The sequence below is a fragment of the Erythrobacter sp. Alg231-14 genome, from assembly GCF_900149685.1.
Lineage (GTDB): Bacteria > Pseudomonadota > Alphaproteobacteria > Sphingomonadales > Sphingomonadaceae > Erythrobacter.
Genome location: NZ_LT702999.1, coordinates 1,960,884 through 1,986,803, shown reverse-complemented (window position 1 = coordinate 1,986,803; position 25,920 = coordinate 1,960,884). Strand labels below are relative to the sequence as shown.

Genomic DNA, 25,920 nt, shown 5'->3' with positions numbered 1-25,920 from the left:
TCATGCTCAAACCTTTCGCATTTCTATCGCCCCTTGCGCTCATCCTAACCGGGTGCAGCGCCTATTCGCCGCCAGTGGCCACGGCCAATGAAACGCCGCCGCCCACCGTATCTGAAAACCCAATTGCCAATACCGGCGCCGTAAGCGCAGCTGATCCTCGCGCCACCGCAGCCGGCGAAGCAATTTTGGCACAGGGCGGTTCGGCGACTGACGCCGCGATTGCTGTGATGCTCGCTCTAACGGTCGTGGAACCGCAAAGTTCGGGAATTGGCGGTGGCGGATTTATGATCCACGCCGGTTCTGATGGTGTTGTGACCTTTGATGGACGGGAAACCGCCCCGGCTGCGGCCACTGGGACGCGATTCCTTGATCAAGCGGGTCAGCGGCTGGATTTTGAAACACGGGTCATATCAGGGCTTAGCGTGGGCGTGCCGGGCAACATTGCGCTCGCCGCGCGGGCCCACGATAAATATGGAAAGCTGCCTTGGGCGGATCTGTTTGCACCCGCCATCACTTTGGCGCGCGATGGGTTCTTGATGAACCGTCGGCTTAACGGCTCTTTGGCCAGTCGGGCCGAACGCGCCGGGCACACAGAAGCGGCGCGAGCCATTTTCTTTGGTGCCGACGGGGAACCCTTGCCGGTGGGCACACGGATCACCGTGCCCGATCTCGCTGACACATTTGAACGGATCGCCGCGCAAGGTGCATCGGCCATGTACGATGCCTCAGCCGATAGTCTGGCCGAATATGTCGCCGCCGAAACACCGCAAGATGGCCGCATGACCGCCGACGATGTTCGAAACTACGCCGCGAAAGAACGCGATGCGGTTTGCGCGCCCTATCGCAGCTACACCGTATGCGGGATGGGTCCGCCCAGTTCGGGGGGCGTCGCAGTCGCTCAAATGCTAGGTCAATTGCAGCGGTTTGATGTCGCGACCATGGGCCCCGAAAGCCCGCAATTCTGGCACTTGTTCCTGGAATCACAACGCGTCGCCTACGCCGATAGAGAGCTTTATATTGGCGATGAGGACTTTGTGGCCGTGCCGGTCGCCGGATTGGTCGATCCCGATTACATCGCCGGCCGCAGCGCCTTAATCGACCCTGCCTCGGCATTGGAATCGGTGGAAGCTGGCGTGCCGCCGGGGGCGCCCTTGGCGCGCGCCGATGGCGACGAACCACCCGAAAATGGGACGACGCATTTCTCCATCGTCGATGGCGATGGCAATGCCGTTAGCTACACATCCACGGTCGAAGGGGCGTTTGGGTCCGGCCTGCATTTTGGCGGCTTTTACCTCAACAACGAATTGACCGATTTTAGCGCATCGCCCGAAGTGAACGGCGTGCCAGTCGCCAATCGTGTCGAAGGGGGCAAACGCCCGCGTTCTTCCATGGCCCCAACAATCGTGTTTGATGCAGAGGGTGAAGTTGTCCTCATCATCGGAGCGGCGGGCGGGCCAACGATCCCGGTTCAAGTGGCGCGGTCCATCATCGGCGTGCTGGATTTTGGAATGAGTGCAGAGGACGCGCTTGGTCTTCCCCTTATCATGGCTTTTGGCACCACCGTCATCACCGAAGACGGCAGCGTCATCGCCGGTATGGTCGATGAATTGGAAGCTTTGGGTCATGGTCAAATCCGTTTGCTGTCGCCGCGGGGCAAGGCAAATGCCGTGCGCAGAACCGAAAATGGCTGGGAAGCAGCGGGCGATCCTCGGGTTGCGGATTTGCTAGGGTACGAATAACCTATTGTTTTCATGAATGGATTGTGCGTTTGGGTCGATGTCGTGGTAACACCAACGCTTGCCGCTACGGCTTTCTGCTCTTAATTCGATAGGCAATAAAAACAGAGACGATGCTCAGGCTGGGTTGTTTCCAACCTCACTTGAGCGGGAAGAGGAGCCTTTTTTCCGTGCACGCCCCCCATTCCATGCCCGTGGTCGATCCGAACGATGATCCCATTCTTCAGGATATCGACCGGGCAACCAATCTTGTCGAACTCTTCCTGAAACGCGCCGATCAGAAAGGCGACGCCCCGTTTTTGGGCCGCAAGGAAGACGGCCAATGGACGACACAAAGTTGGCGCGAAGTCGCTGATCAGGTCTGCTTGCTGGCGGAAAGTTTGCGCGGCATGGGTCTTAATGACGGCGATCGGGTGGCTCTTGTGTCTGAGAACCGGCCGGAATGGTGCATGGCCGATTTGGCAATCATGGCGGCCGGATGCATTTCCGTACCGACATACATCACCAACACCGAACGCGATCACGCCCATATCCTAGACAATTCGGGCGCACGCGCGGTCTTTGTCTCCAATGAAAAGCTGCTTGCGCCGTTGGTTGGTGCGATCGGACGTACCGGCATTGTTGAACACGTCATCGGCATCGAGGATCTGCATCGCAAACAATCGGGCAGTTTCGAATATCACAATTGGGACGCTTTGGTCGCTGGCGATGCGGCGGCGGCCCGTGCCGCGGTCGAAACGCGGCTTTCGGGGATTGGGCGCGGCGACACTGCGTGTTTGATCTACACCAGCGGGACAGGCGGTGCACCGCGCGGCGTAAAACAGCATCACGGCGCGATCCTGTGCAACATTGCGGGCGCTGCCGACATCGTCATCGACGATTTCGGGGTGGATGATGAACGGTTCTTATCGTTCCTCCCACTAAGCCACGCCTACGAACACACGGCCGGGCAATATCTGCCAATCGCCTTGTACGGCGAAATTTTCTATTCCGAAGGTTTGGAAAAGCTCGCCTCAAACATCGAAGAGGTCCAACCAACGATCATGGTCGTTGTCCCGCGCCTGTTCGAAGTTTTGCGCACGCGGATCATCAAACAGATCGAGAAACAGGGCGCTGTTGCCAATTTCATGATGGATAAAGCACTGAAAATCAGTGAAAATTCCAGTGAAGGCAAGAAACGCAAACGGGATCGGCCGTTGGATTTTCTGGTCGAGAAAACTCTGCGACCCAAAATCCGCACCAAATTTGGCGGTCGGATCAAAGCGATGGTGTCGGGCGGCGCGCCGTTAAATCCAGAGGTCGGCAATTTCTTCGACGCAATGGGCCTGACCATGCTGCAGGGCTACGGTCAGACCGAAAGTGGCCCAATCATGAGCTGCAACCGCCCCGCCGCCGGATTGAAGATGGACACAGTCGGCCCGCCCATGCGCGGTGTTGAGGTCAAGATTGCTGAAGACGGCGAAATCCTGTGCCGGGGTGAGCTCGTCATGCACGGATATTGGCAAAACGACGCCGAAACGGCGCGCACGATTGTCGATGGCTGGCTTCACACCGGAGATATTGGCCATTTGGACGCCAATGGCCGGATCGTGATCACCGACCGCAAGAAAGACATGATCGTCAATGACAAGGGCGACAATGTTGCCCCGCAAAAGATCGAAGGCATGTTGACCCTGCAGCCCGAAATCGCGCAAGCGATGGTGAGCGGCGACAAGCGGCCCTATGTTGTCGGTTTGATTGTGCCGGACGCGGAATGGGCGCTGGAATGGGCGCGTGCGAATGACGAGAAGTTTGACCTAAAGGCGTTGCAAGATCTGCCTGCATTCAAAAACGCAGTGCGCGCGGCGCTTGATCGGACGAACAAGGACTTGTCAGTCGTTGAGAAAGTCCGTCAATTTGCGTTTGCCGATGAAGCGTTTTCGATCGAGAACGAGGAAATGACGCCGAGCATGAAGATCCGCCGTCACAAAATCCGCGATCGTTATCAGGACAAGATCAACGGCCTGTATCGTGGCTAGCTCTTACTAAGCGCCTCAGTTGCGAGAGGGTTTAGGAGCTAGTTTCAATGATGATCGCAAAGGGTGCGACCATCATCTTCAAGCTGCTTCAACATCCTCGATAAACTCTGGGTAGAAGCTGGGCTCACGGCCTGACCAACCTGGTGCGGTCGCAGCGGCTTCGCTCAAGCTTTGCAGCAGTGTTTTGCGATGTTCAGGCCGAATAGCGGGCAAAGCCGCCGCGGCGCAGAACGCCGCAGGCAGGTAAGGGCGCGCATCTGCGCCCAAAAGCCGTTCGTAAAGAAAACGGAACGCCGAGAAGCTCACAATCCGTTCCGGTTCCAGATCATGCACCGCCAAACCGATGAGTTTGCCAATAAACCGCTCCAACTCGACCGGTTCATCGTGATGCGGGACTAGCGTGCGAAGCGCTTTCAAGTCTTGATAGACGACATATTGCCGACGGATCGCGCGGCTTTCCGCCTCGCTGTCGCCCCACAATTGGAATGCGTCACACCGGCCAAGCCCAATATCGAGGCTGCGCTTGATATAGCGCTGCTCGCTTGGTTCGAACCCTGCGAATTCACGCATTTCGCCGATGGCCATGGTCGCGCTGTTGGCAAGTGTCACTCGTCGTCTCCTGAATAAGGGAGACGGTTGTCCAACAACTTGGTTAACACGCGGTAACCATAGAGCGGTTTTTCCGTTGCACCCGACGCAATGCGGGCTGCGCCTGAGTTAGATCAGCCCGGCAAGCGGGCTGCTGGGATCAGCGTATTTGCGCCGCCCCATTCGCCCGGCCAAATACGCCTCGCGACCACCTTCGACAGCAAGTTTCATGGCACGCGCCATGCGAATGGGCTCTTTGGCTTCTGCGATGGCCGTGTTCATCAAGATACCGTCGCATCCCAATTCCATCCCCACTGCAGCATCCGACGCCGTGCCCACGCCTGCATCGACCAATACAGGCACATTCGCGCCTTCGACGATCAATCGAATTGTCACTTGATTCTGGATTCCCAACCCTGATCCAATCGGCGCGCCCAGCGGCATGATGGCAACCGCACCTGCGTCTTCCAATTGTTTCGCGGCGATCGGATCATCGACGCAATAGACCATCGGGTGAAACCCTTCTTTGGCCAACACTTCGGTGGCTTCCAATGTCTCTCGCATATTGGGATACAACGTGCGCGCTTCGCCCAACACTTCGAGTTTGACCAAATCCCAGCCCCCGGCCTCGCGCGCCAATCGCAATGTGCGGATCGCGTCATCGGCGTTAAAGCACCCTGCGGTGTTGGGCAGATAGGTGACCTTTTTGGGATCAATGTAATCGGTCAACATCGGCGCCTTGGGATCGGTGACATTGACCCGGCGCACCGCCACTGTGACGATTTCCGCGCCGCTGGCTTCCAATGCCGCGGCGTTCTCTTCAAAGTCCTTGTACTTGCCCGTGCCAACGATCAGGCGCGACGTGAATGTGCGCCCAGCAACAGACCAAGTGTCCGCCGCAGGATCGACGTGATCGCCGCCGCCGACAAAGTGTACAATTTCCAACACATCATCCGAAGCAAGAGGCGCGTTCGCCAAAGTGGATCGCGGCACGATTTCACCGTTGCGTTCGACCGCCACCTTTTCTGGCGACAGCTCAAGCTCTTTGACCAGGTCAGCAATCGTAGCAGCGGATGTTCGGCGAGTTTCGCCGTTCAATGTGATGGATTTCATTTCGCTCATGCACACTGAAATAGCCGCGCAGCGCCACGGTGCAACCTTCGCATTTGATCAGGGCAATTTATTGCGTCAGCGTCGCGCGAATATTCAACAAGTGACCAAAGGAAACCAGCGAAACGCCGATAATGGTCAAGATAAATTCGTCATTCCCATGCGGAACGGCCAACGCTCCACCCATAAAGCTAAGGCCCATCATCGCGATCACAAACGGCGCCGCGCGCCGGTGTTTCAACGCGCCCCAGCCGATCGCAACGGCGGCGATGATCAACGCGATAGCCAGACCGAATCGATGAATATCAGGCGAAAGTAGGAAATGTCCGCCCACACCCAATCCAGAGACAAATAGGATGGTCGCAACACAATGCAGCGCGCACAATCCCGCAACCCCAATACCAAGTTGGTCGAGGATAGTTCGCCTATTGGGGCGATTCGGAGGATTGCTGTCCTGCATCACGATGTGGCTTAAATATGTAACAACATCACATTGTGCAAGGGTTTTGGCCATCGGCGCCTTTGCACGCCATGCATCGGGCAATGCAGCAATCAGACTTGCATGCGCTGCAAAGACCGCACATTTACGCAGGCCTTATGGCAACGACCCCAAACACATCCCCCACCAACCAAGGCGCTCCGAACCCGAATGCGCTGCCCTTGGCCATTGCCCGCTGGCTTGAAATTGTCGCCGCGATTGTGGTGGTTATCGTGCTTATCGGGGGGATCACTCGGCTTACCGAAAGCGGATTGTCCATCACCGAATGGCAAGTGGCAACGGGCATTTTACCGCCCTTGACCGACGCAGCCTGGCAGGCGGAATTTGCCAAATATCAGGCGACCCCTGAATATCGGTTGGAGGCGAGTTTGGCCGGAATGACACTGGCCGATTTCAAATTCATCTATTTTTGGGAATGGTTTCACCGCTTGCTCGCCCGGATGGTCGGCTTCGCCTATGCCGCGCCGCTCGTTTGGTTTTGGGTGAAAGGCGCGATCCCCACCGGCTTTAAAGGGCGCTTTGTGGGTCTTTTGGCGCTGGGCGGACTTCAAGGGCTATTCGGGTGGCTCATGGTGCAATCGGGTTTGGTCGGCGACATGACCGATGTCAGCCATTTTCGTTTGTCACTGCATTTGCTGACGGCGTTGTTGTTGTTGGGCGCGTTGGTTTGGACCGCACGCGATATGCGTGTCCTTGCCCGCGATCCGATTAGCGGGGGGGCACCGATGACATTGGCTTCAGCATTGGTGGCTTTTGTCCTGTTTGTTCAATTGTTGTTGGGGGCATGGGTCGCCGGGTTGAACGCCGGTCACGTTGCGTATGATTGGCCCTTAATGAACGGCCGGCTGATCCCAGAACTCAGCTTTGATGATGGCGTGTTTTGGACTCTGACGCATGACCCGCTTTTCTTGCATTTCGTCCATCGTTGGTGGGCGTGGGTCGCGGTTGCCGCGTTGATCTACCTGGCGCGGCGGGTTCGCGCATTCGATCGGCGCGCTTCTATCGCGGTGCACAGCGCGTTTGGCATCATGATCCTTTTGGGGATCGCCACGGTCTTGTCTCAGGTCAATTTGTGGATCGCAGCGGCGCATCAATTGACCGGCGCGTTGTTGGTGGCGTCCACCGCATGGGCGATGCACGCCGATGGCATGCAAACTCAACAAAAACGCGTGTCGGCCGCCTTACCATGACCAGCGAGACGCCCGATCGTAGTCAGGCCGCCCTTGCCTATTGCCCGTTTCCCGATGGCGATTCCGCCCGGCGGATTGCCGGTCAATTGTTGTCGGAGCGACTGATTGCTTGCGCGAATATCGTACCAAATGTGGAATCTGTGTTCGAATATAATGGCGAGATCTCAACCGCGATCGAAGTCTCCGTCCTGTTCAAAACCACGAGCGCACGACTGAACGCATGCGTTGCGCGTTTGGGAGAGCTTCATCCCTATGATACACCCGCCGTGGTTGGATGGCGGTGCGACACGGCCTATCCGGCGACGCTGGCTTGGCTGGAAAGCACTGTAGTCAAACCATAAAGTGTAACGAGGGACGGTCTACATTCATGCAACCAGGGGGAACCAGATGAACAAACCTTCGCGCCGGGCTGCGATGGGTGCGTTCGTCGCATTTGGTTCTGCGGCGGTGCTGGGCCTTGGGCCGCACACACTATTCGCGCGTTCGGGTTTGGCCATACCGTCGCGACCGATGCGTCTGTTTCGTCGACTGGAACGCAGCCTTAGGGGCGGCGCTAGTTTGAGCATTGAACGCAATTGGCGCGTCGAATTTGGTTATTCGGCTGATCATGGCGCGGATGGCGCGTCCACCATTTCAATCACCGGAACACAAATCGATGTGGCGGTTGATGCTCCTGAATCGCTTGCAGCGTTGACCGCAATCGAGCGGTCGCGCCCGACCGATCAAATGTGGCCGATTATGCTAACCAGCGCAGGTCGTATCTATGCTGCGGGCAACGGCACGCGTGCCGCGGATATGGCCGCAGCGGTGGACGAGGCGCGCCGGATGATCGAGCAACGCGATATTCCCGATGACGAACGGGCCGCCCACCAAGCGTATCTGATGCAGATGCAGCGGGCCGGAGCGTCTTTGTTGGATCGCATGCCCGGCGATCTCTTCTATCCGAGCGAAGAGCCGCGCCGATCAAGCCAGCAGATCAATCTGCCCAATGGAGGGGTTGGGCAGTTTGAAGTGCTCTACACCGCGCTTTGTTCCACCCAAGGAGCGTGGCTGGCGCAGGCTGACCGCGAAGTTGTGACCCGCATCGGACAAAGCGAAAGCCGCGCGAAAGAGCAATGGACGTTGGCCGAATTCTAGCTTTTGGATCGCCCCAAAGTTGTACGGTATTATTTTACCTCCTTTGAAACCCCCGGTTTTTGTTGACTTAAGCGGCTCTGACGCACAGATGGCCGCTTCAACTTCGCCAGATTGATATCTGGCTCTTGCCCGATTCGGCGCGGAGAGCGGAAATCAAACCAGCGAACCTTGGTTTTTTTTAATTCATCCCTTTGATTGAAGGACGTTCAGCCATGAAGGCTATCAGCAAACAGACCCGGTCGATTAAACCGGCAGAGGTCGAGAAGAAATGGCATTTGATTGATGCCGAAGGCCTCGTTGTCGGCCGTCTCGCTTCTATCATCGCCAATCACTTGCGCGGCAAACACAAGCCAAGCTTCACACCGCATGTCGATTGCGGTGACCATGTGATCGTCATCAACGCCGACAAGGTGAAATTCACCAGCAACAAGGCGACGAAAAAGATCTATTACAAACACACCGGCCACCCTGGTGGCATCAAGGAAACGACCCCTGCGAAGGTTCTCGAAGGTCGCTTCCCTGAGCGTGTTTTGTCAAAAGCTGTTGAGCGTATGATCCCACGCGGCCCATTGGGACGTGAGCAAATGCGTTCGCTCCACCTGTATAACGGCACAGAACACCCCCATGACGGACAAGCTCCGCAGGTGCTCGATGTTGCTTCTATGAATCGCAAGAACAAGGTGACTGCATAATGGTCAGCGAAAACACAGGCGAGACGCAAGACGTCGAAACCAAAAGCGCCGAAACAACCACCGTTTCTGATCTCTCCGATCTGAAAGAAATTGCTGGCGATGCACCAGCGGGTGACGCAGCAGAAATCGCTCAAACCGTGGCGGCTCAACCCACCATGCCATTGCGTGATCAAGAGCTAGACGCGCAAGGCCGTGCCTATGCAACCGGTCGTCGTAAAGACGCAACCGCGCGTGTTTGGATCAAACCAGGCACAGGCAAGGTCATCGTGAACGGCCGGGACCAGGAAGTGTATTTCGCACGTCCAACCCTGCGTTTGATCATCGACCAACCTTTCACCATCACCGACCGTCAAGGTCAGTATGATGTGATCGCAACCGTTCGCGGCGGCGGCCTTTCGGGCCAAGCTGGCGCGGTTAAGCACGGCATCAGCCAGGCTCTCACCAAATATGAGCCGGAATTGCGCGCCACTGTGAAGTCTGCTGGCTTCCTTACCCGCGACAGCCGCGTTGTTGAGCGTAAGAAGTACGGCCGCGCGAAAGCCCGTCGCAGCTTCCAGTTCTCGAAGCGTTAATCCAAAAAGCGTCAAACGCTTACAAAAAGGGCGGCCTTTCCATCGGAGAGGCCGCCCTTTTTCGTTTGGCTTTGAACGCCGATGGTATGCCCATCACCGTTGCAACAACAACAGCCCCCAGAACAACCCGGTACTGACCAAGAATGCCGGCCAAGACCAATAGACCTTGAAGTCAATCACGTCGTACGAATGGATCGCCAATTGTCCTCCGGCTGATCCTTGCGTGCCGATCACAACAGAAACGCATCCGGCGATCAACGCGCCAAACCCCATCGCCTTTATCAGGTCCATGTCGCTTGCCCTTTTATGTTATGCTCAACCCTTATCCGCGAAAGGGTCCTAACGCGGCCCAGCCAAGAAGGGTTAAATTGCAAGCCCCCCATCTTACCAAAGCAAGACGCAGGCGCGGGGCCAGTTTATTCGGCGGGCCGGGGCAATTCTCTTAGTTCAGTGGTGATGGGACCACCGCGTTGAGCGGTGATCACCCGGTATGAAGGCGGCGCGCCATGCCGCAATCGGGTCGACAATGTGCCCGCGCCAATCAAACGGGCCGACTGCCCGTCGCAGGTGCGCATTTGGTCGAACGCAATATGGACGTGGCCGGACAACATCGCATCCGCCCCAGCCGCGCTAAGAGTTGCAAAGGCGTGATCGCCGCCGATTGTGGGGTTGGTCGTCGCCCCATCTGGACCCAAAAGCGGATGGTGACCGGTCACTATAATGTGGCGCGGATCATCGCCAATCTCATTAAGGCGCTGAACCGTTGCATCCAAGGCGGATTGGGTGATCACGCCATCCGACCATGGGAAACGGCGTTGAGCGCGCACCGTGGTTTTGAGCGAGACAAGAACGAGATCGTCGCTTTCTAAAACACCGCCCAATCTTCGGTCCAGCCGACGAAACCGCCGATACGGATCGGTGAAACGTTCCCACGGACTGTAATACGGCATGTCATGATTACCCGGTTCTAGCAGGACGGGGATGCCAAGACCCATGAACCAATCCGCAGCCGCAGCGTATTCGCGATGCTTGGCGCGTTGGGTGATGTCTCCGGTGCAAATAAGGGCGTCGGGGCGTTCATCGGCAACGGCCCGTTCAACCGCAGACAAGGCGGCGCGATCCTCGACCCCGAAATGCACATCACTGACATGGAAAAGGCGCGTCGTCATAGCGTTAGATCCGACCGCTTAGGATCAGCCAAGCCGATGCACCGTTCAACGCCGTATAGCCGGCATAGACCCAAACCAAGGCGCCCCAACCGTTTGCGGCCAACAACATCGCCGTCAACAAAACCAAAAATTCCGCGACCAAGGTCAACCGCCCACCTAACATTTGAACAAAAGTTGGCATCTGACCAACAAGCGGATGGCCGCTATCCAGAACGGCCGAATGCAATGCAAAATTGGCAATGCCAAGCAAGAACATGATGAAGAGCAGCAGAATCATAGATGACACTATGGCGTAATCGCACGTCGGATGAAATGCGCGGTTTGTCGGGCTTGGTAGCGCATCGATCTTTTCGCTCACCGCCAATCGACAATTGCGTGCCTGTTGGTCGAGCATCGCATGACCACGCCGCTCACCTGCCCTAATTCTTAAATCACAGCACGGCGGTCACCCCCCTAACCCCCCTCGCCGATCGCCCCCGATGATCAGGCACGGCCCCCTTGCTGACAGGAGAGAAACTATGAAGACTATCGCACTTGCAACCGCCACGATTGGCCTCGTTTTCACCGCAACACCTGCGCTCGCCGGTCCAGAGGATCTGCCGACGGAATCGGTAAGCACCGCTGGGCTCGACCTGAACACCGTCGAAGGACAGCGCATGTTGGATGAGCGGATCGAACGTGCAGCACGCGAAGTGTGCCATGTTGATTATGTTCGCACTGGCACCCGCATCCGTTCAAGCGCAGCGCGCGAATGCGTCGCCAAAGCGCGAGCCAGCGCAAAAAGCCAACTGGCAGCCATCGAAGAGAACCAACGACGCGGCGGCTAAGCCCGTTTACATCCTGCGCGCCAGCCCAAACGGGCACCCCGTTTAGCGCGCAGACATTTCGGCTCGAACCCTAATCAGTCCCGGGGTTCGGGCCGATTTTTTTGAAAGTTGAAAAAGACGATTAGCGCCCGGCCATAGCCTTCACTTTGGACAAATACGTCCGCCCGATCCGAAGCGCTTCGCCGTTTTGAAGCTCGGCGGACCACACGCCCAAACCGTCATGGCGCAGGCCGCGAATATTATCACGGCGCAAAATGGTTGATCGGTGAATGCGGATGAACTTGTCCGGATCCAACCGCGCTTCGAGACCGGCAATCGTTTGAAGCAGCAGGTAAGAGCGCGACTCCGTATCGGGCTGTGCCGGATCACCGACATGCAAACGCACATAATCGCGCTCTGCATCAATTTGATGCACTTCGCTAACCGCGATGCGCAACAACTCCGACCGGTGTGGCACCCACAATTCATCCAACCACTGGCTGGGCGCTTCTTTGCGTTCACCGCGACGGGCGCCGGCGCGTTCAATCGCGCGCGCCAATCGGTCGGCAGAAACTGGCTTCAAAACATAGTCGATCGCTTCGAGGTCGAAGGCTTCGACGGCAAAATGATCATGCGCCGTGACGAATATAACGGCGGGCGGTTCATCGCGCTCAGAAAATTTGCGTGCCACGCCCAAACCATCGATCTCCGGCATGGTCATATCCAGCAACACGAGATCGGGTTCCAATTTGTCGGCCAATCGCAATGCGGCGGCCCCATCGCTGGCGGTGCCAACGACGCGGATCGCGGGCAATTCGGCGCAAATGACCTGAATACGTTCGACCGCCAATGGCTCATCATCGACGATCAGAGTGCGCAGGGCCTGAATCTCATTTTCGCTATCTGCCATCAGATATCATCCGGTCTTTGTGCAATTATGTGGGTAGAGGGCGGGAAAGGGGGATGCGGATCTCTGTTTTGTATCCGCCGGGAATGGGGCCAGAGGAAAATGCAACATCGGATCCAAAGCGGGCCTGCAATCGATCGCGCACATTGGCGAGGCCGATCCCAAATCCGTGCTTTGTCCCATCGGGAACGCCGGGGCCATCATCGCTCACGCTCACCACTAACCGATCGAATTCTTCGCGCGCTATCACTTTGATATGCACCGACCGCGCAACCGCGGACACTGCGTATTTGACCGAGTTTTCGACCAAGGGTTGCAGGATCATGCCCGGAACGCGCGCTTTATCAAGGTCATCCGGCAGGTCGAATTCCGCCTTAAGGCGTTCGGGAAAGCGGACCGCTTCGATGTCCAAATAGAGCTGTTGCAGGTCAAATTCGTCTTTGAGGTACACATCACTGGTCGGTTCATCGGCCAGGCTGTGTCGGTAAAAGCGGCTGATGGTTTGGATCATTCGCTCGGCGCGATCCGCCTTTCCGGTCATCACCAAAGCCGACAGAGAATTGAGCGTGTTGAACAAGAAATGCGGGTTCACCTGATACCGCAGGGATCGCAATTCGGCCGCTTTCGCAGCGGACCGGAATTGTTGTTCACGCCTTTCCGCCGCGCGCGCCTGATACCCGGCGAGCAAGGCAAAATAGGTCGAGGCCCAAGCCAGCAACAAGAAATAGCGACCCAGAGCGATCTCCAAAACGGTCTTCCAATCGTCTTCGCGCATGGCGGCGGGCGCAATGATCAACGATTCGGACAATTTCGGCGGGCTTGAACTATCGGGCCCGGGCGCTTTCACCGTGACCCCTTCGGGTAGATCGAACATCAAATTGCCTTCGTCATCAAAACGAAAGCCGCGCTCTTCGACGAACCGTTGTTCCAGCCGTTCTTGAATATCCTGAAACGCGAAATGATTGATCTGACCAATGGAGATCGCCACGGGAATCGCAAACAACGTGGCCGCGCCGATCTTGATCCATAAAGCTTGGCGATCGACCAGACGCAGCAACGCCCACAGAACCACCGTCAGACCGATGCCCGCGATCGTCACCAACCCGCGACGGAACGCCATCTCCATCTGCATGTCGAGATCGAGGATGTAACTGCGCGCCGTGATCAAAACGAAATAGGTCGACCATAGGACGACCATCGAAATCAACACCGTTCGAAACGGCACGCTGATCGCTGGCGCTTTGCCTGATGAAGAGCTCAAGGCCTTCATAGTCGCGCTTGATGATGTGAATTGATCCATATTCAACCGTTCAAATAGCGCTTCGTAAGGCAAAGCGCCAACCGGTCGTCGGTCTGAATGCTCGTTTGGTCGAATGGTTCACCGGCGGCGGCGTTACACTTTGGCCGCCGGCGAACCCGAATTCGTCCAATTTACGCCCGCGGCTTGATCATTTCCGCCGGAACCACCCACTGCGCAAATTGCTCTTCGGTGAGCAAGCCCAGCTCCAGCGCGGATTCTTTGAGCGTCGTGCCATCGGCATGCGCTTTTTTCGCGATCTTCGCCGCGTTGTCATACCCGATATGTGGGTTGAGCGCGGTGACGAGCATCAGGCTTTCGTTCATCAACTGATCGATGCGGCCCGTATTTGCTTCGATCCCTACAACGCAATTGTCGGTAAAGCTGCGCGCGGCATCACTCAACAAACGGATCGATTGCAGCACCGCGTTGATCATAACCGGCTTAAACACGTTCAATTCCAAATGGCCGTGCGATCCCGCCACGCTAACGGTCGTGTTGTTGCCCATGACTTGAGCGCACACCATCGTAAGCGCTTCGCATTGCGTCGGGTTCACCTTGCCCGGCATAATCGATGATCCCGGCTCATTCGCTGGCAAAGCAATTTCGCCCAATCCCGAACGCGGGCCCGATCCCAACAAGCGGATATCATTGGCGATTTTCATGGATGAAACCGCCACGGAATTCAGCGCGCCCGACAATTCCACCAAACCATCATGCGCTGCGAGCGATTCAAACTTGTTTGGAGCGGTGACGAAATCATGACCGGTGATCGCAGCCACATGATCGGCGAACTTTTCGGCAAAGCCCGCTTTGGAATTGATCCCTGTGCCCACTGCGGTGCCGCCTTGCGCCAATTCAAGCACGCGCGGCAAAGCATTCTTTAATCGCGCGATCCCGTATTCGATCTGTTTCGCATAACCCGAAAACTCCTGACCCAATGTGAGCGGCGTGGCATCTTGCAAATGGGTGCGGCCGATTTTGACAATATCGGCATAGGCTTTCGCCTTGTCGTCCAAAGCGGTGTGAAGATGCGCCAGAGCCGGGATCAATTGTTCAATGGTTTCTCCCGCTGCGGCGATGTGCATCGCGGTTGGGAATGTGTCGTTTGAACTTTGCCCCATATTGCAATGATCGTTGGGGTGAACGGGGTCCTTGCCGCCATGTTGCCCGGTCAGGATCTGGTTGGCGCGACTGGCGATCACTTCATTGGCGTTCATATTCGATTGCGTGCCGGAACCGGTTTGCCACACACTCAATGGGAATTGGTCGGACAACGTCCCATCAATCACCTCAGCGGCGGCAGCGACGATCGCATCGCCCAATTTGGCGTCCAATACGCCCAATTCCATATTCGCCTCGGCGGCAGATTGTTTTTGAATCCCCAACGCTTTCACCAAGGGGGCCGGCATGGTTTCGGTGCCAATCGCAAAATTGGCCAAACTGCGTTGGCTTTGGGCGCCCCAATGGGCATCGGCGGGAACAGCAACATCGCCAAGCGAGTCGCTTTCAATACGCACTTCGCCGGTTGCGCCGAAAATCTCACCGTCATTATGAACGGTCTTGTTGCTATCACTCGATTCAATGTCACTCATCGAAGCTCTCCTGGTATCGGTCGAAACCGCATCCCGGTCCCTTTGAGGCTTCTTTATGACGTCGCTTGGCCCAAGGTCAAAGGGAAGCTTGGAAGTTGGGCGTGTGATGGCTAGGAAGGGTTGACGAACTGTATTGCGATACTAATACAGTCTTATGGAGAAGGTATGAGCAACACCACCATGACACGCGACACATCGACCGCGCGAAAAGCCATGATCGACAGCCAGCTGCGCACGAGCGGCGTGAACGAAGAATTCGTTCTGGCACGGATGATGGCAGTGCCGCGCGAAGATCACCTGCCCGATGACAAAGCGGGGCTGGCCTATATCGACCGTTCGGTCGCGCTTGGCGACGATGCGCATCTCGCCTCGCCTCTGTTTTACGGCAAACTCCTGCTCGAAGCGGCGCCCGAACCATCGGATCGCGTTTTGATCGTCGAAGGCGGCACCGGTTACCTTGCTGAGTTGATGCGACCACTGGTCGCCGAGATCACAGTGGTTTCGGCGGCTGACGCTGCGAAAGGCGCGCTACCCGACGGGGCATTTTCGATGATCCTTGTGGATGGAGCAATCGAAGCCCTGCCCGAATCATTTGCTGGCGCTCTTTCGGATGACGGCGTGATTGTTTCGGGTCTTTTGCTGCGCAAAGTGACTCGATTGGCGTCGGGTCGAAAAATCACCGGTCAGGTAACCCTGCAACCGGTTGAAGATATCGGCATGCCGATCCTCCACGATTTTGATGTTCCTACAAGTTGGACTTTTTCATGAAACAACGCCCCCGCATTTTGAGCGCTGCCAAAACGGCCTCTTATATGGGGGCAATCGTCGCGCTTGGCGTTTCTGGACCGGCTCAGGCAGAAACTCTTCGCGACGCTTTGGTGGCGGTTTACAATGACAACCCCACCTTGGAAGGGGCGCGCGCATCGCAACGCGCCACCGATGAAGATGTGCCGATTCAACGCGCACCGGGCCTGCCCAGCGTCAATGTGACCGCAACGCATCTGGAATTTTTGCGCCAATCGGCCAATTCTTTCACCGCACCCGAACGCAATCTTGGCGTGAACGCGCAAGTGTTGGTGCCGATCTATTCCGGTGGTGCTGTACGCAACGGCATCAACGCTGCCCAGGAACGTGTTGCCGCCGGTCAGGCGGATTTGCGCGCCACCGAAAGCTCGGTGTTTAGCCAAACCGTCGCCGCCTATATGGATGTGTTGCGGACAGAGGCATTGGCGCAGTTGTCGGCCAATCAGGTCGAAGTGTTGCGCGTGACGTTCCAATCGACCAGCGATCGGTTCGAGATTGGCGATCTGACGCGGACCGATGTCGCTCAGGCGCAATCGCGATTGGCCGTCGCCGAAGGGGACCTGCGCAGCGCGTATGCCAATATGATCGCTGCTCAACAAACCTATATTCAATTGGTTGGCCGCGCCCCGATGGGTTTGGAAGCACCACCGCCCCTGCCCGGCTTGCCCGAAACGGTTGGTATGGCGGTTGTGACCGCACTGGATAACAACCCCGATCTTATCGCGGCCAAAGAACGCGCAGAAGCCGCTGGATACGACACCGAAGTCGCCGGTTCTGGACGATTGCCGACGATCGGCCTTTTTGCCAATTACGATTACAGCAATTTCTTTGGCACTTTGGGCGGCCCGATTGCGTCCGATTTTCAACAACGCGAAGCGACGGCCAACGCCGGCGTCCGTGTGACCATTCCGTTGTTCCAAGGCGGCAGACCCGCTGCCCAACAACGTCAGGCCGGCGCCCGCGAATCCGCAGCGCTGGAACAAGTCATTGCGACCGAACGCAGCGTGATCGCGCAAACCCGGTCCGCCTATTCCAATTGGGCGGCATCAAACGCGGTCATCGCAAGTTCCCAAACCGCAGTTGAAGCTGCGGAATTAAGCCTTGAGGGCGTTCGCGCGGAAAATTCCATCGGAAACCGTACTATCATCGACGTTCTGAACGCAGAGCAAGAATTGCTGTCCGCAAGGGCACAGCTCGTTACCGCGCGCCGGAACGCTTATGTCGCTGGTTTCACACTCTTGGCAGCAATGGGTAAAGCCGAGGCGCGCGATTTGAATTTGGACACTGGCGGCCCGTTATACGATCCCCAAGTGAACGCCGATCGTGTGAGCGGCCGGTTCTGGGATTGGGATCGCGACCCCGAAGCCGCTGCAAATTCTACCAGAACCGTTGACATAAACACTTCCGATGACTTCATTGGTCCCGTATTGGATCCCAACGAAGCGCGTTAGTTGCGTGATTCGTTATGGTTAACGCGATGGACGGGGCATAATCGTGGCACATTCAAATGAAGCATCGGTCGAAGAGATTCTGGAATCGATCAAAAAAGTGATCGCGCGCGACAGCCGCGACACCGCTATTGACGCCCGCAAACGCAAAGTTGCTGCCGCGCAAAAAGCCGAAGCTACCGCATCAGAGCCAGTAGATGCGCCCATCGAAGCCGCCGATCTCGATGCCGATGAGGTCCTCGACCTTTCCGAAATGGAATTGTCCGAAGCGGTCGAAATGGACAATCCGAATGAATCCTCGTTGATCACTGATGAAGTGCGCGGCGCCATGCAGGACAATCTTGCCGCTCTTGCCATGTTGGCCGAGCCGGGCGCGAAACCGCAAATTGTCCGGTCGGGTGAAACCTCACTCGAAGGGATGACACGCGACTTGCTGCGCCCGATGTTGGCGGAATGGCTTGATAAGAACCTTCCGACCATGGTGGAGAGCATGGTTCAGGCCGAAATCGCGCGGATCGCGGGAAAACGCGGCTAACCCACGCATAGTGTCGGACAATGTGGCGGTTTCACTGGAAACTGCACGAAACCCAAGTTACCTCCCGTTCTATGGGAAACATCTTTTTTAAAGGCACAGCCTGTGCCGCCGTGTCGCTGATCGCTGCATCGCCGCTTGCCGCCGATGGGCATTCTGAAACCGCACCGCGCGAAGCATTACAGGATGCGGCGATTCCGGGCGTTGCCAAAACCCCGATGGCCGCGATTGATTTAATCACGATGCCGCGGCTTGGTGGACCGACAGTGACCCCGTTTGGCCGATACGCAGTCTATTCCGTCACCAACACCGATCCCGATAGTTTTGACCGCAATGCGGCGCATTACGTTCTCGATCTGGCGGTGCCCGGCGCCGCACCGGTGGCGTTTGATTTGGGTCTTTCTGGGTTTTCACTGACCTTTGGGCCCGACAATTTCCTCTATTTCATCAGCTACGAACACACCGATGATCGCGAAGAAGATCGCGGGCGGGTGTGGCGGATTGCTCTCGAGGCGAACGGCAATGTCACCGGCCCCATGTTGGTCGCGGATATGCCCGGAACCGACATCGACGGATTCTCCATCGCTCCTACCGGCGACAAGATCGCTTTGTGGGGCGCGATTGCGCGCGATTGCGAAGATCTCGCTTGTGAAAGCGAGGTCCAAGAATTGGGAACGGGCCGTGTCTATGAAGGCGATGCGGGATTTTACCGTCATTGGGACAAATGGATTGCACCGGGCACATTCAACCGGGTTTTCACCTTCGATTTGGTCGGCGGTGAAGTCACCGGAACTGGCACAGCCTTGGATGGCGGCAATGCAGACGGGGCCATTTCCGGCAACACGCCAACTATGCCGTTTGGTGGGGGTGAAGACATTTCATGGGCCCCCGATGGATCCGGCGTGTATTTTGTCGCCCGCGAAACCGGGGCCAACGAACCAATGTCGACAAACCTCGACATTTATTGGTCCGACCTTTCGGGCGGCGCTCCCACAGATTTAACCGCCGCCAACGAAGCGCATGATTCTTCGCCTGCCCCATCCCCCGATGGCAAATATCTTGCCTATTTGGCGATGGAACGGCCGGGTTACGAAGCGGATCGTTTGGTAGTGCATCTGCGCGATCTGGAAACGGGCGAAACACGCGCATTGACACAAGAAACCGATCTTTCTTTTGGCGGTTTGCAATGGAGCGCGGACGGCGATCACTTGCTCGCCTCTGCAGCCCATGTGCTCGACACGCCCGCATTTCGGATCGACCCGGAATCAGGGGAAGTGACCGAACTTGACCTGATCGCAGGAAACGAGGCGCATATTGGCAACCTTACATCGTTGCCCGGCGGCCGGTTGTTGTTCACTCGGGATTCTATCGGCGTGCCGAACGAACTTTACCTCGCGGCAAACAATGCCCGTGGACGTCCTCTAACTGATGTCGTCACCAGCCGAATGGGCGACTTGGCGACCACCATGACGCGACGTTTCAGCTTTCCTGGGGCGGATGGTGATACTGTCTGGGGTCAGATCACCCGGCTTGAGAATCAAGAAGGCCCGATCCCCGCGATCTTGTACATTCATGGCGGACCACAAGGGTCCTTCCGCGACGGATGGTCATCGCGTTGGAACCCGCGCGTCCTTGCCAGCCAAGGTTACGCGGTAATCTCCGTCGATTTCCATGGAAGCGCCGGATACGGTCAAGACTTTATGGATTCGATCAACCGCGATTGGGGCGGTAAACCGCTAGAAGACCTGCAAAAGGGGCTCGCCGCCGCGCTTGAATTGGATGAGCAAATTGACGGAACACGCGCCTGTGCAATGGGCGCAAGCTACGGCGGATACATGGTCAATTGGATTGCGGGGCAATGGCCCGATCGTTTCGATTGCCTGATCCAACACGATGGCCTGTTCGACATGCGAAGCTTTTATTATTCAACAGAGGAATTGTGGTTCCCGCGCTGGGACTTTGGCGGATCCTATTCCGAAGCCCGCGAAACCTATGAACGGTGGAACCCGGCGAACCACGTCGATGAATGGCGCACGCCCATGTTGGTGATCACCGGAGAGCAAGATTTCCGCGTTCCTTACACTCAGGGCCTGCAAAGCTTCACCGCTCTGCAAGAACGCGGCATTCCATCGCAAATGTTGGTCTTCCCAGATGAAAACCACTGGGTTCTCGGCGCTGAAAATTCGCTGCAATGGCACAACAGCGTGTTTTCTTGGTTGGATCGCTGGTTGGTTGAGACCGATGCGGATGCCGACACGGAATGAACAACCAAGACGTGTTGGCGGCGCAAACCGCCTTATCAAAGAAGTATGGCGGTGACGGCGATCAAGGGGTTGAACGCCACATCTTCCTGTGCGCGGTTTCGGACAAGCAGAAATGCTGCGCCCGTGCCGATGGTGAGATTGCGTGGCAGTTTTTGAAAGACCGCCTGAAAGAACGCGGCTTGGTCGGCCCAAAACGCAGCGCGGATCACCCAAGAGGGCCGGGCGGCGGGGTCCAACGCGGCAAAGCGGATTGTTTGCAGATATGTTCGGCCGGCCCCATCGCGGTCGTGTGGCCAGACAATGTTTGGTACCATTCGTGTGGTCCCGAAACGTTGGAACGGATCATCGAAGATCACCTGATCGGTGGCAACCCAGTTGAAGAATTCCGCCTAACCCCGCCGCAAGGCGCGATCAGCAAACCCTAATTGTCGTCTTTCGAGTCGTCGTCTTTCGGCGCCCACAGATCGTCGGCGTTGGGCAAACGATTGTCGACCGATTCATCATGACCGGTTCCGTTCGACAGAAACGCAAGGCCCATTAGCCCCCCACCAAGCAGCATCGTGAAACTGATTCCCAAAGCGGTGGCGATGTAAAAGTGCACCGAAATCGCGCCATTATAGGCGTAAAGCAGGCCCACCGCGATCAAGACTGTGATCACGGTCACCGACATCAAGATCTTCATGATCTGACGATAGCGCGCCCATGCGTGTGCGGCGTTTTCGGGGTCATCGAGAGGGGATTTGTTGACCATGGCGTTCTCATGCGGTTCTCAGAGCGGCATTGCAATGCTCAAGATACGATAAGCGGCCTCATTTGGAGGCGAGCGAACATCAGTATGCACCCGACTCGCCTTTTATGCGGAATAGTGGCACTTTCTTTGCGGATAGAGAGGAACGCCATCATGACAATTGCCCAAATTATCGGCGACAGGGACCCCGCAAGCGTGGTTTCCTGTGATGTGACCACACCCGTTTCAGAGGTCGTTTCAATTCTCGCAGGAAAGCGAATCGGCGCGTTGCCGGTTTTGAACGCCGGTCAGGTCGTTGGCATCGTATCCGAACGCGACATCATCTACCGCCTCGCGGATAGGGGCAGCGCCTGTCTTGATCTGCCCGTGGGGGACATCATGACATCCCCTGCAATCACGGTTGAATCCAGCTCTTTGATTGACGATGCGTTGGCATTGATGACGCGGCGCCGGTTCCGCCACTTTCCCGTGGTGGACGACGGTAACCTCGTGGCATTCATCTCCATCGGTGACCTTGTGAAGAACAAAATCGATGAGGTGGAGCACGAAGCCGCCGCATTGCGCGACTACATTCAAACCGCGTAACAAGCCCATGCCCTTGAGGATTCGCAAACCGAACCCTAAGTTGCGCCTATGGCAGAAAACATGACCCTCACCCCTGCGGCGGCCAAGCGTATTGCGTGGATCGCCGAGAAACAGACCAAGCCTGCGATTTTACGGCTTTCGGTCGAGGGCGGCGGCTGTTCCGGTTTTCAATATAAATTCGACCTTGCCGATATGGCAGAGGGTGATGATGCCGTTAGTGAAACGAACGGCGTAAAACTCGTCGTTGATCCGATCAGCCTCGATCTTGTTGGCGGCAGCGTCGTTGATTTTGTCGAATCGCTGGGTGGTGCGGCGTTCCGCGTCGAAAATCCGAACGCGGCGGCTGGTTGCGGATGCGGGTCAAGTTTCGGCATTTGATATCGGCGCATACCGACTGTTGAGACAGTCTTTCCAATTTGCACCTTGCGATAGACCTTCGCGCGCCGATCCGTCATGGATGGCGGTATGAAAATCGCGACCTACAACATCAACGGTATTAAGGCGCGCCTGCCGCGGCTTAGAGAATGGCTCACCGAAACGCGGCCCTCGGTCGCGTGCCTTCAAGAAGTGAAGAGCCAGGACAAAGACTTCCCCGCCAGTGAGTTTGAAGAGCTCGGCTATCAGCCCATCTGGCATGGCCAAAAGAGCTTTAACGGTGTCGCCATCCTCGTTGATACAAAGGCGGGGTATTCGATCGAAGAGGTCCAACGCGGTTTGGGCATTGATGGGCCGAAAGAGGGTGAGGGCGAACAGGCCCGCTATCTCGAAGCCGATATAGGAAAAGACGGCAAGACCACCCGGATCGTTTGCATCTATTTGCCCAACGGGAATCCGTTGCCGGGGCCGAAATTTGATTACAAAATCGCATGGATGGAAAAACTTCGGGCGCGCATGGCGGTCATTTGGGACAGCGAAGTTCCCGCGGCAGTTTTGGGCGATTACAACGTCATTCCCGAAGACGACGATGTCTATGCAGTAAAGGCCATGCAATCCGACGCGTTGATGCAGCCGGAATCCCGCGCCGCTTACGCACGGCTTTTGGCCGATGGTTGGTGCGACGCAGTACGCACCCTCAATCCGCGCGGCGGCGTGTGGACCTATTGGGATTATCAAGCGGGCGCTTGGCAGCGCGACCACGGTTTCCGGATCGACCACATATTGTTGACGCCGGAATTGGCCGATCGGCTTGAATCGGTCGGCGTCGATAAGGATCATCGCGGGCGCGAAAAGGCCAGCGACCACGCGCCAACATGGGCGCAGTTGCGAACCTGACGCTGAATCAAAAACCCCCGCCTGACAAAGGGCGGGGGTCGTTGAATCAATCGTGGGGTGCGATCACCGATAGAATATATGTGTATCGATGCGTGCCAGAGGGGTTTTCGCCCTGCTCCAGCGGGGGCGCACGTAGTTTGCGTGGAAATACACCGCATCGGCGGCTTCTGATTCCCACAATCCATCATGAGCGATGCGCGCAACCGCTTTCGCGCGGCTCCATGCACCCGATGATGTGTTGATGGCCGGCATTTGACCGCCGCGCACGAAAGAAAACTGCGAACGTTGATAGACAACGCCGCAATAGCTTGCGGGCCAACGGCGATCTTCGGAACGGTTGATCACAACTTGCGCCACGGCCAATTGACCGGTGAGCGGTTCGCCGCGCGATTCAAAATAAACAGCGCCTGCAAGACACCGCATTTGTTCGCTCAACCGTTCGTCATCGTCGACAAGGCCGACGAGTTCGCTCAGTGAAGAGGCTTGAATGGTGTACACCGGGGCGATGTCGGTGTTGGTTTCAGGAAGGGTTTGGACCACTTCTTGCGAAACAAAGACCGGTTGATCTGGCATAATTTCGGTCGCGATGGCGACCGGTGCGGTTTCGCTTTCGACATCTGCCGTAGCAGCGACCTCAAACGAGGTGTCTTGTGCAAAAGCTTCAGCGCCGTCGGCGCTGGAGAAACTCAAACTTGCTGTCGCCGCAACGGCGATAGCACTTAGGGAATAAGTCTTACGACCCATGTTTTCTACTGTATCTGCGGTGAGCGAGCTCCGACGCAGGCTTGGACCTGTTGCGAGTGTTTTTCGCGGGGTTGAAGAGGGTGATCCGTTTAGCCTACCGGCTGCCCCCCGTCTGCGTGCCGATCAACCGGCCGTATTGCCGATCTCCTGGCCTCCGCAATTGGAAGCACGGCGGCAAATAGGCTCAAAAGATACTACGTCAAGTTAACGCGGCAAAAGTTCGACGAACCGTTCTGCATCGTCGACGTCCACCTCTAAAACCCAAATATCGGGATCCTGGCGGCAACGACGGTCGATATAGTCGAAAAATTCCTTTGGTTTTTCAATATCTTGTGTTTTTGTCGCAATGAAAGCACGCGTTCCATCCAATTGCGGCATTCTTTCGAATAGCTTGGCGTTCATTCCGCGAAACATGGTTACAATCAAGACAGTGCCGGCGTCGCGTTCCCCTTTTGAAAGCACCATCGCGCTGCCACCATGCGATTCGGTGAGCTTAATCAGGCTGGCGATTTCCAAATGGGCGGGGAGGCGGGTGGTCAGCTCGAATACCCCTCAAGGCTCGACAGGGCGATCCGCGAACGCATGAATGTGCCGGTTCCGCGGCCAATTTCATCGCCTTCGGAATCGATCAATCGCGATTCCGCCACCAAGACCCTGCGTTTGCCGCTGACCCATCGGCCCTCGGCGACAACTTCACCCTCGCGTACGGGTTTTGTGAAGTGCAAGTTGAAGCTAGTGGTCAACAAAAAGCGATCCGTCGCCAATGTGTTTGCGGCGTAGAATGCGGCATCATCGAGCATTTTGAAGTAGATCGTCCCATGCGCGGCACCGGCAGCGTGATAAACATCCGGCGTAACCGTGAATGTAAGCCGCGAATGTCCTTCGCTGGGAATTTCCAATTTTGATGAGAACACGCGATTAACCGGAGCAGACTGATACAGCCGCTCCAACGCTCTGTGGTGCAGGTCCGCTCCAGCAGGCTCGGCCACCATTCTTAGGCAGCAGCCCGCAAGAATTGATTGGTCAAAACCGCAAACATTGCGTCGGAATCCACCGCGTCGGTCAAACCGCTCAACATCGTTTCATCGCGAACAAGGCGCGAAATCGCGGCAAGTGCATGCAAATGGGTCGCGCCTGCGTTTTCAGGAGACACCAATCCAAACACCAACGACACTGGAATCGCGTCGGCCGCACGGAAATCAACGGGGTGTTCCAATTTCAGCAACGCCATAGTCGGGCGTTTAACCGCGGTGCTGCGGCAATGCGGAATGGCAACGCCGCGACCAAACCCGGTGCTGCCCAAAGCTTCCCTTTGTTCCAACCCTTCGAGGATCACGTCACCATCAAGGCCGTAAACATTCGCATAAAGAGCCGACAATTGTTGCAATATCTGGCGCGCGGATTCGGGGCGCGCGATTACAACACCTTCCGGCACAAGTTTAATATTCACGTCCATTACAAACTCGAAATCCTAAACAAGTCAGGTCCTGCAAGCAGGGGCGGGGTAGGCCCATCAACCATGACATGCGCTGCAAACGGGGTGCTGCGCGCCGGTCACAAATTGTTGGGTTGGACCAATCTTTCAATCCTTCGGCTCCCAACCGAGGTCAGATTTTTGCGGTCCTTGCGTGATTAAACGCTTGGTTCGACCCAACCGATCGAACCGTCTGAGCGGCGATAAACCATATTATGCCTGCCAGTGCCAGCATTTTTGAAGAACAGCGCCGGCGTGTCGCGCAAGTCAAGCATCATGACGGCATCCGCAACGGTGCTTTCTGGGATATCGACGCTTGTCTCTGCGATGATGGGTGGGGCGTCCGTGACCACTTCCTCTTCGGGCTCATCGACGGCGAAAATGGTGTAAGCGGCCTCTTCTTCGGACCGAACCTGCATCGCGCGTTCGTGGCGATCGACCAGCCTGCGTTTATAACGGCGCAATTGTTTTTCAATTTTGCCGACCGCATTGTCGAGAGCAAGGTGCGCATCGTTGGCATTGCCACGCGCCTTTAGAATCATCCCGTGAGAAACATGAGTCACGATGTCACAGGTGAACGATCCGCCTGATTTTCCAAAGGTGACATGAGAAGACAGCGCGCGGTCGAAATATTTCTCAACAATCGCCTCCAGCCGGTCAGAAGCGTGTTCCTGAAGCGCTGCCCCAGTTTCGACTTGGTGTCCCGAAATGCGGATATCCATGGTCGCTTGTT

Annotated in this window: 31 protein-coding genes; 16 read left to right on the top strand and 15 right to left on the bottom strand. The window is 56.7% G+C overall.

The window, feature by feature from the left end; genetic code table 11:
- Positions 1-2: 2 nt before the first annotated feature.
- Positions 3-1,739, top strand: a complete 1,737-nt coding sequence (ggt, locus tag BQ8290_RS09520) for a gamma-glutamyltransferase (RefSeq protein WP_108789625.1) — start codon at positions 3-5, stop codon at positions 1,737-1,739.
- A 185-nt stretch (positions 1,740-1,924) separates the two neighbouring features.
- Positions 1,925-3,754 carry an AMP-binding protein gene (locus tag BQ8290_RS09515; RefSeq protein ID WP_108789623.1) on the top strand — a complete coding sequence of 610 codons (1,830 nt, stop codon included), beginning with the start codon at positions 1,925-1,927 and terminating at the stop codon, positions 3,752-3,754.
- Between the two features lie 78 nt (positions 3,755-3,832).
- On the opposite strand, the gene BQ8290_RS09510 is transcribed toward BQ8290_RS09515, so the two are convergent.
- The 3 genes from BQ8290_RS09510 to BQ8290_RS09500 all read right to left on the bottom strand — a co-directional run bounded on the left by BQ8290_RS09510 (position 3,833) and on the right by BQ8290_RS09500 (position 5,966).
- Positions 3,833-4,363, bottom strand: coding sequence for a hypothetical protein (locus tag BQ8290_RS09510; protein WP_443112316.1), 531 nt, complete (start codon positions 4,361-4,363; stop codon positions 3,833-3,835).
- Positions 4,364-4,471: 108 nt separating this feature from the next.
- The gene (thiS, locus tag BQ8290_RS09505; protein WP_108789621.1) at positions 4,472-5,464 is read right to left on the bottom strand and encodes a sulfur carrier protein ThiS; all 993 of its coding nucleotides are present in this window, start codon (positions 5,462-5,464) and stop codon (positions 4,472-4,474) included.
- Positions 5,465-5,522: 58 nt separating this feature from the next.
- Positions 5,523-5,966, bottom strand: coding sequence for a MerC family mercury resistance protein (locus tag BQ8290_RS09500; protein WP_108792239.1), 444 nt, complete (start codon positions 5,964-5,966; stop codon positions 5,523-5,525).
- Between the two features lie 83 nt (positions 5,967-6,049).
- Between BQ8290_RS09500 and BQ8290_RS09495 the strand changes: the two genes are divergently transcribed.
- The 5 genes from BQ8290_RS09495 (at position 6,050) to rpsI (ending at position 9,542) form a co-directional block, all read left to right on the top strand.
- A complete protein-coding gene (locus BQ8290_RS09495; protein WP_108792237.1) occupies positions 6,050-7,141 on the top strand; it encodes a COX15/CtaA family protein in 1,092 nt (363 codons plus the stop codon).
- Complete coding sequence (cutA, locus tag BQ8290_RS09490) at positions 7,138-7,482, top strand: divalent cation tolerance protein CutA (RefSeq protein WP_108789619.1); 345 nt, start codon at positions 7,138-7,140, stop codon at positions 7,480-7,482. Before BQ8290_RS09495 ends, cutA begins: the two co-directional genes overlap by 4 nt.
- 46 nt (positions 7,483-7,528) lie before the next feature.
- A complete protein-coding gene (locus tag BQ8290_RS09485) occupies positions 7,529-8,278 on the top strand; it encodes a hypothetical protein (RefSeq protein ID WP_108789617.1) in 750 nt (249 codons plus the stop codon).
- Between the two features lie 212 nt (positions 8,279-8,490).
- On the top strand, positions 8,491-8,970 hold the full coding sequence (gene rplM / locus BQ8290_RS09480; protein WP_108789615.1) for a 50S ribosomal protein L13: 480 nt from the start codon (positions 8,491-8,493) through the stop codon (positions 8,968-8,970).
- Positions 8,970-9,542, top strand: a complete 573-nt coding sequence (rpsI, locus tag BQ8290_RS09475; protein ID WP_108789613.1) for a 30S ribosomal protein S9 — start codon at positions 8,970-8,972, stop codon at positions 9,540-9,542. Before rplM ends, rpsI begins: the two co-directional genes overlap by 1 nt.
- 93 nt (positions 9,543-9,635) lie before the next feature.
- Here the strand turns inward: rpsI and BQ8290_RS09470 are convergent, their stop codons facing one another.
- From BQ8290_RS09470 to BQ8290_RS09460, 3 genes are all read right to left on the bottom strand, one after another.
- Positions 9,636-9,833, bottom strand: a complete 198-nt coding sequence (locus tag BQ8290_RS09470; RefSeq protein WP_108789611.1) for a hypothetical protein — start codon at positions 9,831-9,833, stop codon at positions 9,636-9,638.
- A 125-nt stretch (positions 9,834-9,958) separates the two neighbouring features.
- A complete protein-coding gene (locus tag BQ8290_RS09465) occupies positions 9,959-10,711 on the bottom strand; it encodes a metallophosphoesterase (protein WP_108789610.1) in 753 nt (250 codons plus the stop codon).
- A gap of 4 nt (positions 10,712-10,715) precedes the next feature.
- Positions 10,716-10,988: a hypothetical protein gene (locus BQ8290_RS09460; RefSeq protein ID WP_108792235.1), complete on the bottom strand. Its 273-nt coding sequence runs from the start codon at positions 10,986-10,988 to the stop codon at positions 10,716-10,718.
- 241 nt (positions 10,989-11,229) lie between these two features.
- On the opposite strand from BQ8290_RS09460, the gene BQ8290_RS09455 reads away from it, so the two are divergent.
- The gene (locus tag BQ8290_RS09455; RefSeq protein ID WP_337661279.1) at positions 11,230-11,538 is read left to right on the top strand and encodes a UrcA family protein; all 309 of its coding nucleotides are present in this window, start codon (positions 11,230-11,232) and stop codon (positions 11,536-11,538) included.
- A gap of 121 nt (positions 11,539-11,659) precedes the next feature.
- On the opposite strand, the gene BQ8290_RS09450 is transcribed toward BQ8290_RS09455, so the two are convergent.
- The 3 genes from BQ8290_RS09450 to fumC form a co-directional block, all read right to left on the bottom strand.
- Positions 11,660-12,427, bottom strand: a complete 768-nt coding sequence (locus BQ8290_RS09450) for a response regulator (RefSeq protein WP_108789608.1) — start codon at positions 12,425-12,427, stop codon at positions 11,660-11,662.
- A gap of 25 nt (positions 12,428-12,452) precedes the next feature.
- Entirely contained in the window at positions 12,453-13,724 is a 1,272-nt protein-coding gene (locus tag BQ8290_RS09445; RefSeq protein ID WP_337661278.1) for a sensor histidine kinase, read from the bottom strand.
- A 131-nt stretch (positions 13,725-13,855) separates the two neighbouring features.
- Entirely contained in the window at positions 13,856-15,316 is a 1,461-nt protein-coding gene (fumC, locus tag BQ8290_RS09440; protein ID WP_337661277.1) for a class II fumarate hydratase, read from the bottom strand.
- Between the two features lie 165 nt (positions 15,317-15,481).
- On the opposite strand from fumC, the gene BQ8290_RS09435 reads away from it, so the two are divergent.
- From BQ8290_RS09435 to BQ8290_RS09415, 5 genes are all read left to right on the top strand, one after another.
- Complete coding sequence (locus BQ8290_RS09435) at positions 15,482-16,084, top strand: protein-L-isoaspartate O-methyltransferase (RefSeq protein WP_108789607.1); 603 nt, start codon at positions 15,482-15,484, stop codon at positions 16,082-16,084.
- Positions 16,081-17,571, top strand: a complete 1,491-nt coding sequence (locus BQ8290_RS09430) for a TolC family outer membrane protein (protein WP_443112315.1) — start codon at positions 16,081-16,083, stop codon at positions 17,569-17,571. Before BQ8290_RS09435 ends, BQ8290_RS09430 begins: the two co-directional genes overlap by 4 nt.
- 43 nt (positions 17,572-17,614) lie before the next feature.
- Positions 17,615-18,103 (top strand): DUF2497 domain-containing protein, encoded by a 489-nt coding sequence (locus tag BQ8290_RS09425; protein WP_108789605.1) that lies wholly within the window; start codon positions 17,615-17,617, stop codon positions 18,101-18,103.
- A gap of 71 nt (positions 18,104-18,174) precedes the next feature.
- Complete coding sequence (locus BQ8290_RS09420) at positions 18,175-20,364, top strand: prolyl oligopeptidase family serine peptidase (RefSeq protein ID WP_108789603.1); 2,190 nt, start codon at positions 18,175-18,177, stop codon at positions 20,362-20,364.
- Positions 20,361-20,789, top strand: coding sequence for a (2Fe-2S) ferredoxin domain-containing protein (locus tag BQ8290_RS09415; protein WP_108789601.1), 429 nt, complete (start codon positions 20,361-20,363; stop codon positions 20,787-20,789). The genes BQ8290_RS09420 and BQ8290_RS09415 overlap by 4 nt, the downstream gene beginning before the upstream one ends.
- On the opposite strand, the gene BQ8290_RS09410 is transcribed toward BQ8290_RS09415, so the two are convergent.
- Complete coding sequence (locus BQ8290_RS09410) at positions 20,786-21,115, bottom strand: hypothetical protein (protein ID WP_108789600.1); 330 nt, start codon at positions 21,113-21,115, stop codon at positions 20,786-20,788. The two genes, BQ8290_RS09415 and BQ8290_RS09410, sit on opposite strands and share 4 nt — an antisense overlap.
- Positions 21,116-21,265: 150 nt before the next feature.
- Here BQ8290_RS09410 and BQ8290_RS09405 point away from each other — a divergent pair, with 150 nt between their 5' ends.
- The 3 genes from BQ8290_RS09405 to xth all read left to right on the top strand — a co-directional run bounded on the left by BQ8290_RS09405 (position 21,266) and on the right by xth (position 22,969).
- Positions 21,266-21,697 carry a CBS domain-containing protein gene (locus tag BQ8290_RS09405; protein ID WP_108789598.1) on the top strand — a complete coding sequence of 144 codons (432 nt, stop codon included), beginning with the start codon at positions 21,266-21,268 and terminating at the stop codon, positions 21,695-21,697.
- Positions 21,698-21,745: 48 nt separating this feature from the next.
- Positions 21,746-22,075 carry an iron-sulfur cluster insertion protein ErpA gene (erpA, locus tag BQ8290_RS09400; RefSeq protein WP_108789593.1) on the top strand — a complete coding sequence of 110 codons (330 nt, stop codon included), beginning with the start codon at positions 21,746-21,748 and terminating at the stop codon, positions 22,073-22,075.
- Between the two features lie 87 nt (positions 22,076-22,162).
- Positions 22,163-22,969 carry an exodeoxyribonuclease III gene (gene xth, locus BQ8290_RS09395; protein WP_108792227.1) on the top strand — a complete coding sequence of 269 codons (807 nt, stop codon included), beginning with the start codon at positions 22,163-22,165 and terminating at the stop codon, positions 22,967-22,969.
- Positions 22,970-23,032: 63 nt separating this feature from the next.
- Here the strand turns inward: xth and BQ8290_RS09390 are convergent, their stop codons facing one another.
- The 5 genes from BQ8290_RS09390 to hpf all read right to left on the bottom strand — a co-directional run bounded on the left by BQ8290_RS09390 (position 23,033) and on the right by hpf (position 25,909).
- Positions 23,033-23,713 (bottom strand): cell wall hydrolase, encoded by a 681-nt coding sequence (locus BQ8290_RS09390; RefSeq protein ID WP_108789591.1) that lies wholly within the window; start codon positions 23,711-23,713, stop codon positions 23,033-23,035.
- Between the two features lie 204 nt (positions 23,714-23,917).
- Positions 23,918-24,229, bottom strand: coding sequence for a DUF1491 family protein (locus BQ8290_RS09385; protein ID WP_337661276.1), 312 nt, complete (start codon positions 24,227-24,229; stop codon positions 23,918-23,920).
- Positions 24,230-24,249: 20 nt separating this feature from the next.
- Positions 24,250-24,705: a hotdog domain-containing protein gene (locus BQ8290_RS09380; RefSeq protein ID WP_108789581.1), complete on the bottom strand. Its 456-nt coding sequence runs from the start codon at positions 24,703-24,705 to the stop codon at positions 24,250-24,252.
- 2 nt (positions 24,706-24,707) lie between these two features.
- Positions 24,708-25,169, bottom strand: a complete 462-nt coding sequence (locus BQ8290_RS09375) for a PTS sugar transporter subunit IIA (RefSeq protein ID WP_108789579.1) — start codon at positions 25,167-25,169, stop codon at positions 24,708-24,710.
- A 176-nt stretch (positions 25,170-25,345) separates the two neighbouring features.
- A complete protein-coding gene (gene hpf / locus BQ8290_RS09370) occupies positions 25,346-25,909 on the bottom strand; it encodes a ribosome hibernation-promoting factor, HPF/YfiA family (protein WP_108789577.1) in 564 nt (187 codons plus the stop codon).
- Positions 25,910-25,920 lie beyond the last annotated feature (11 nt).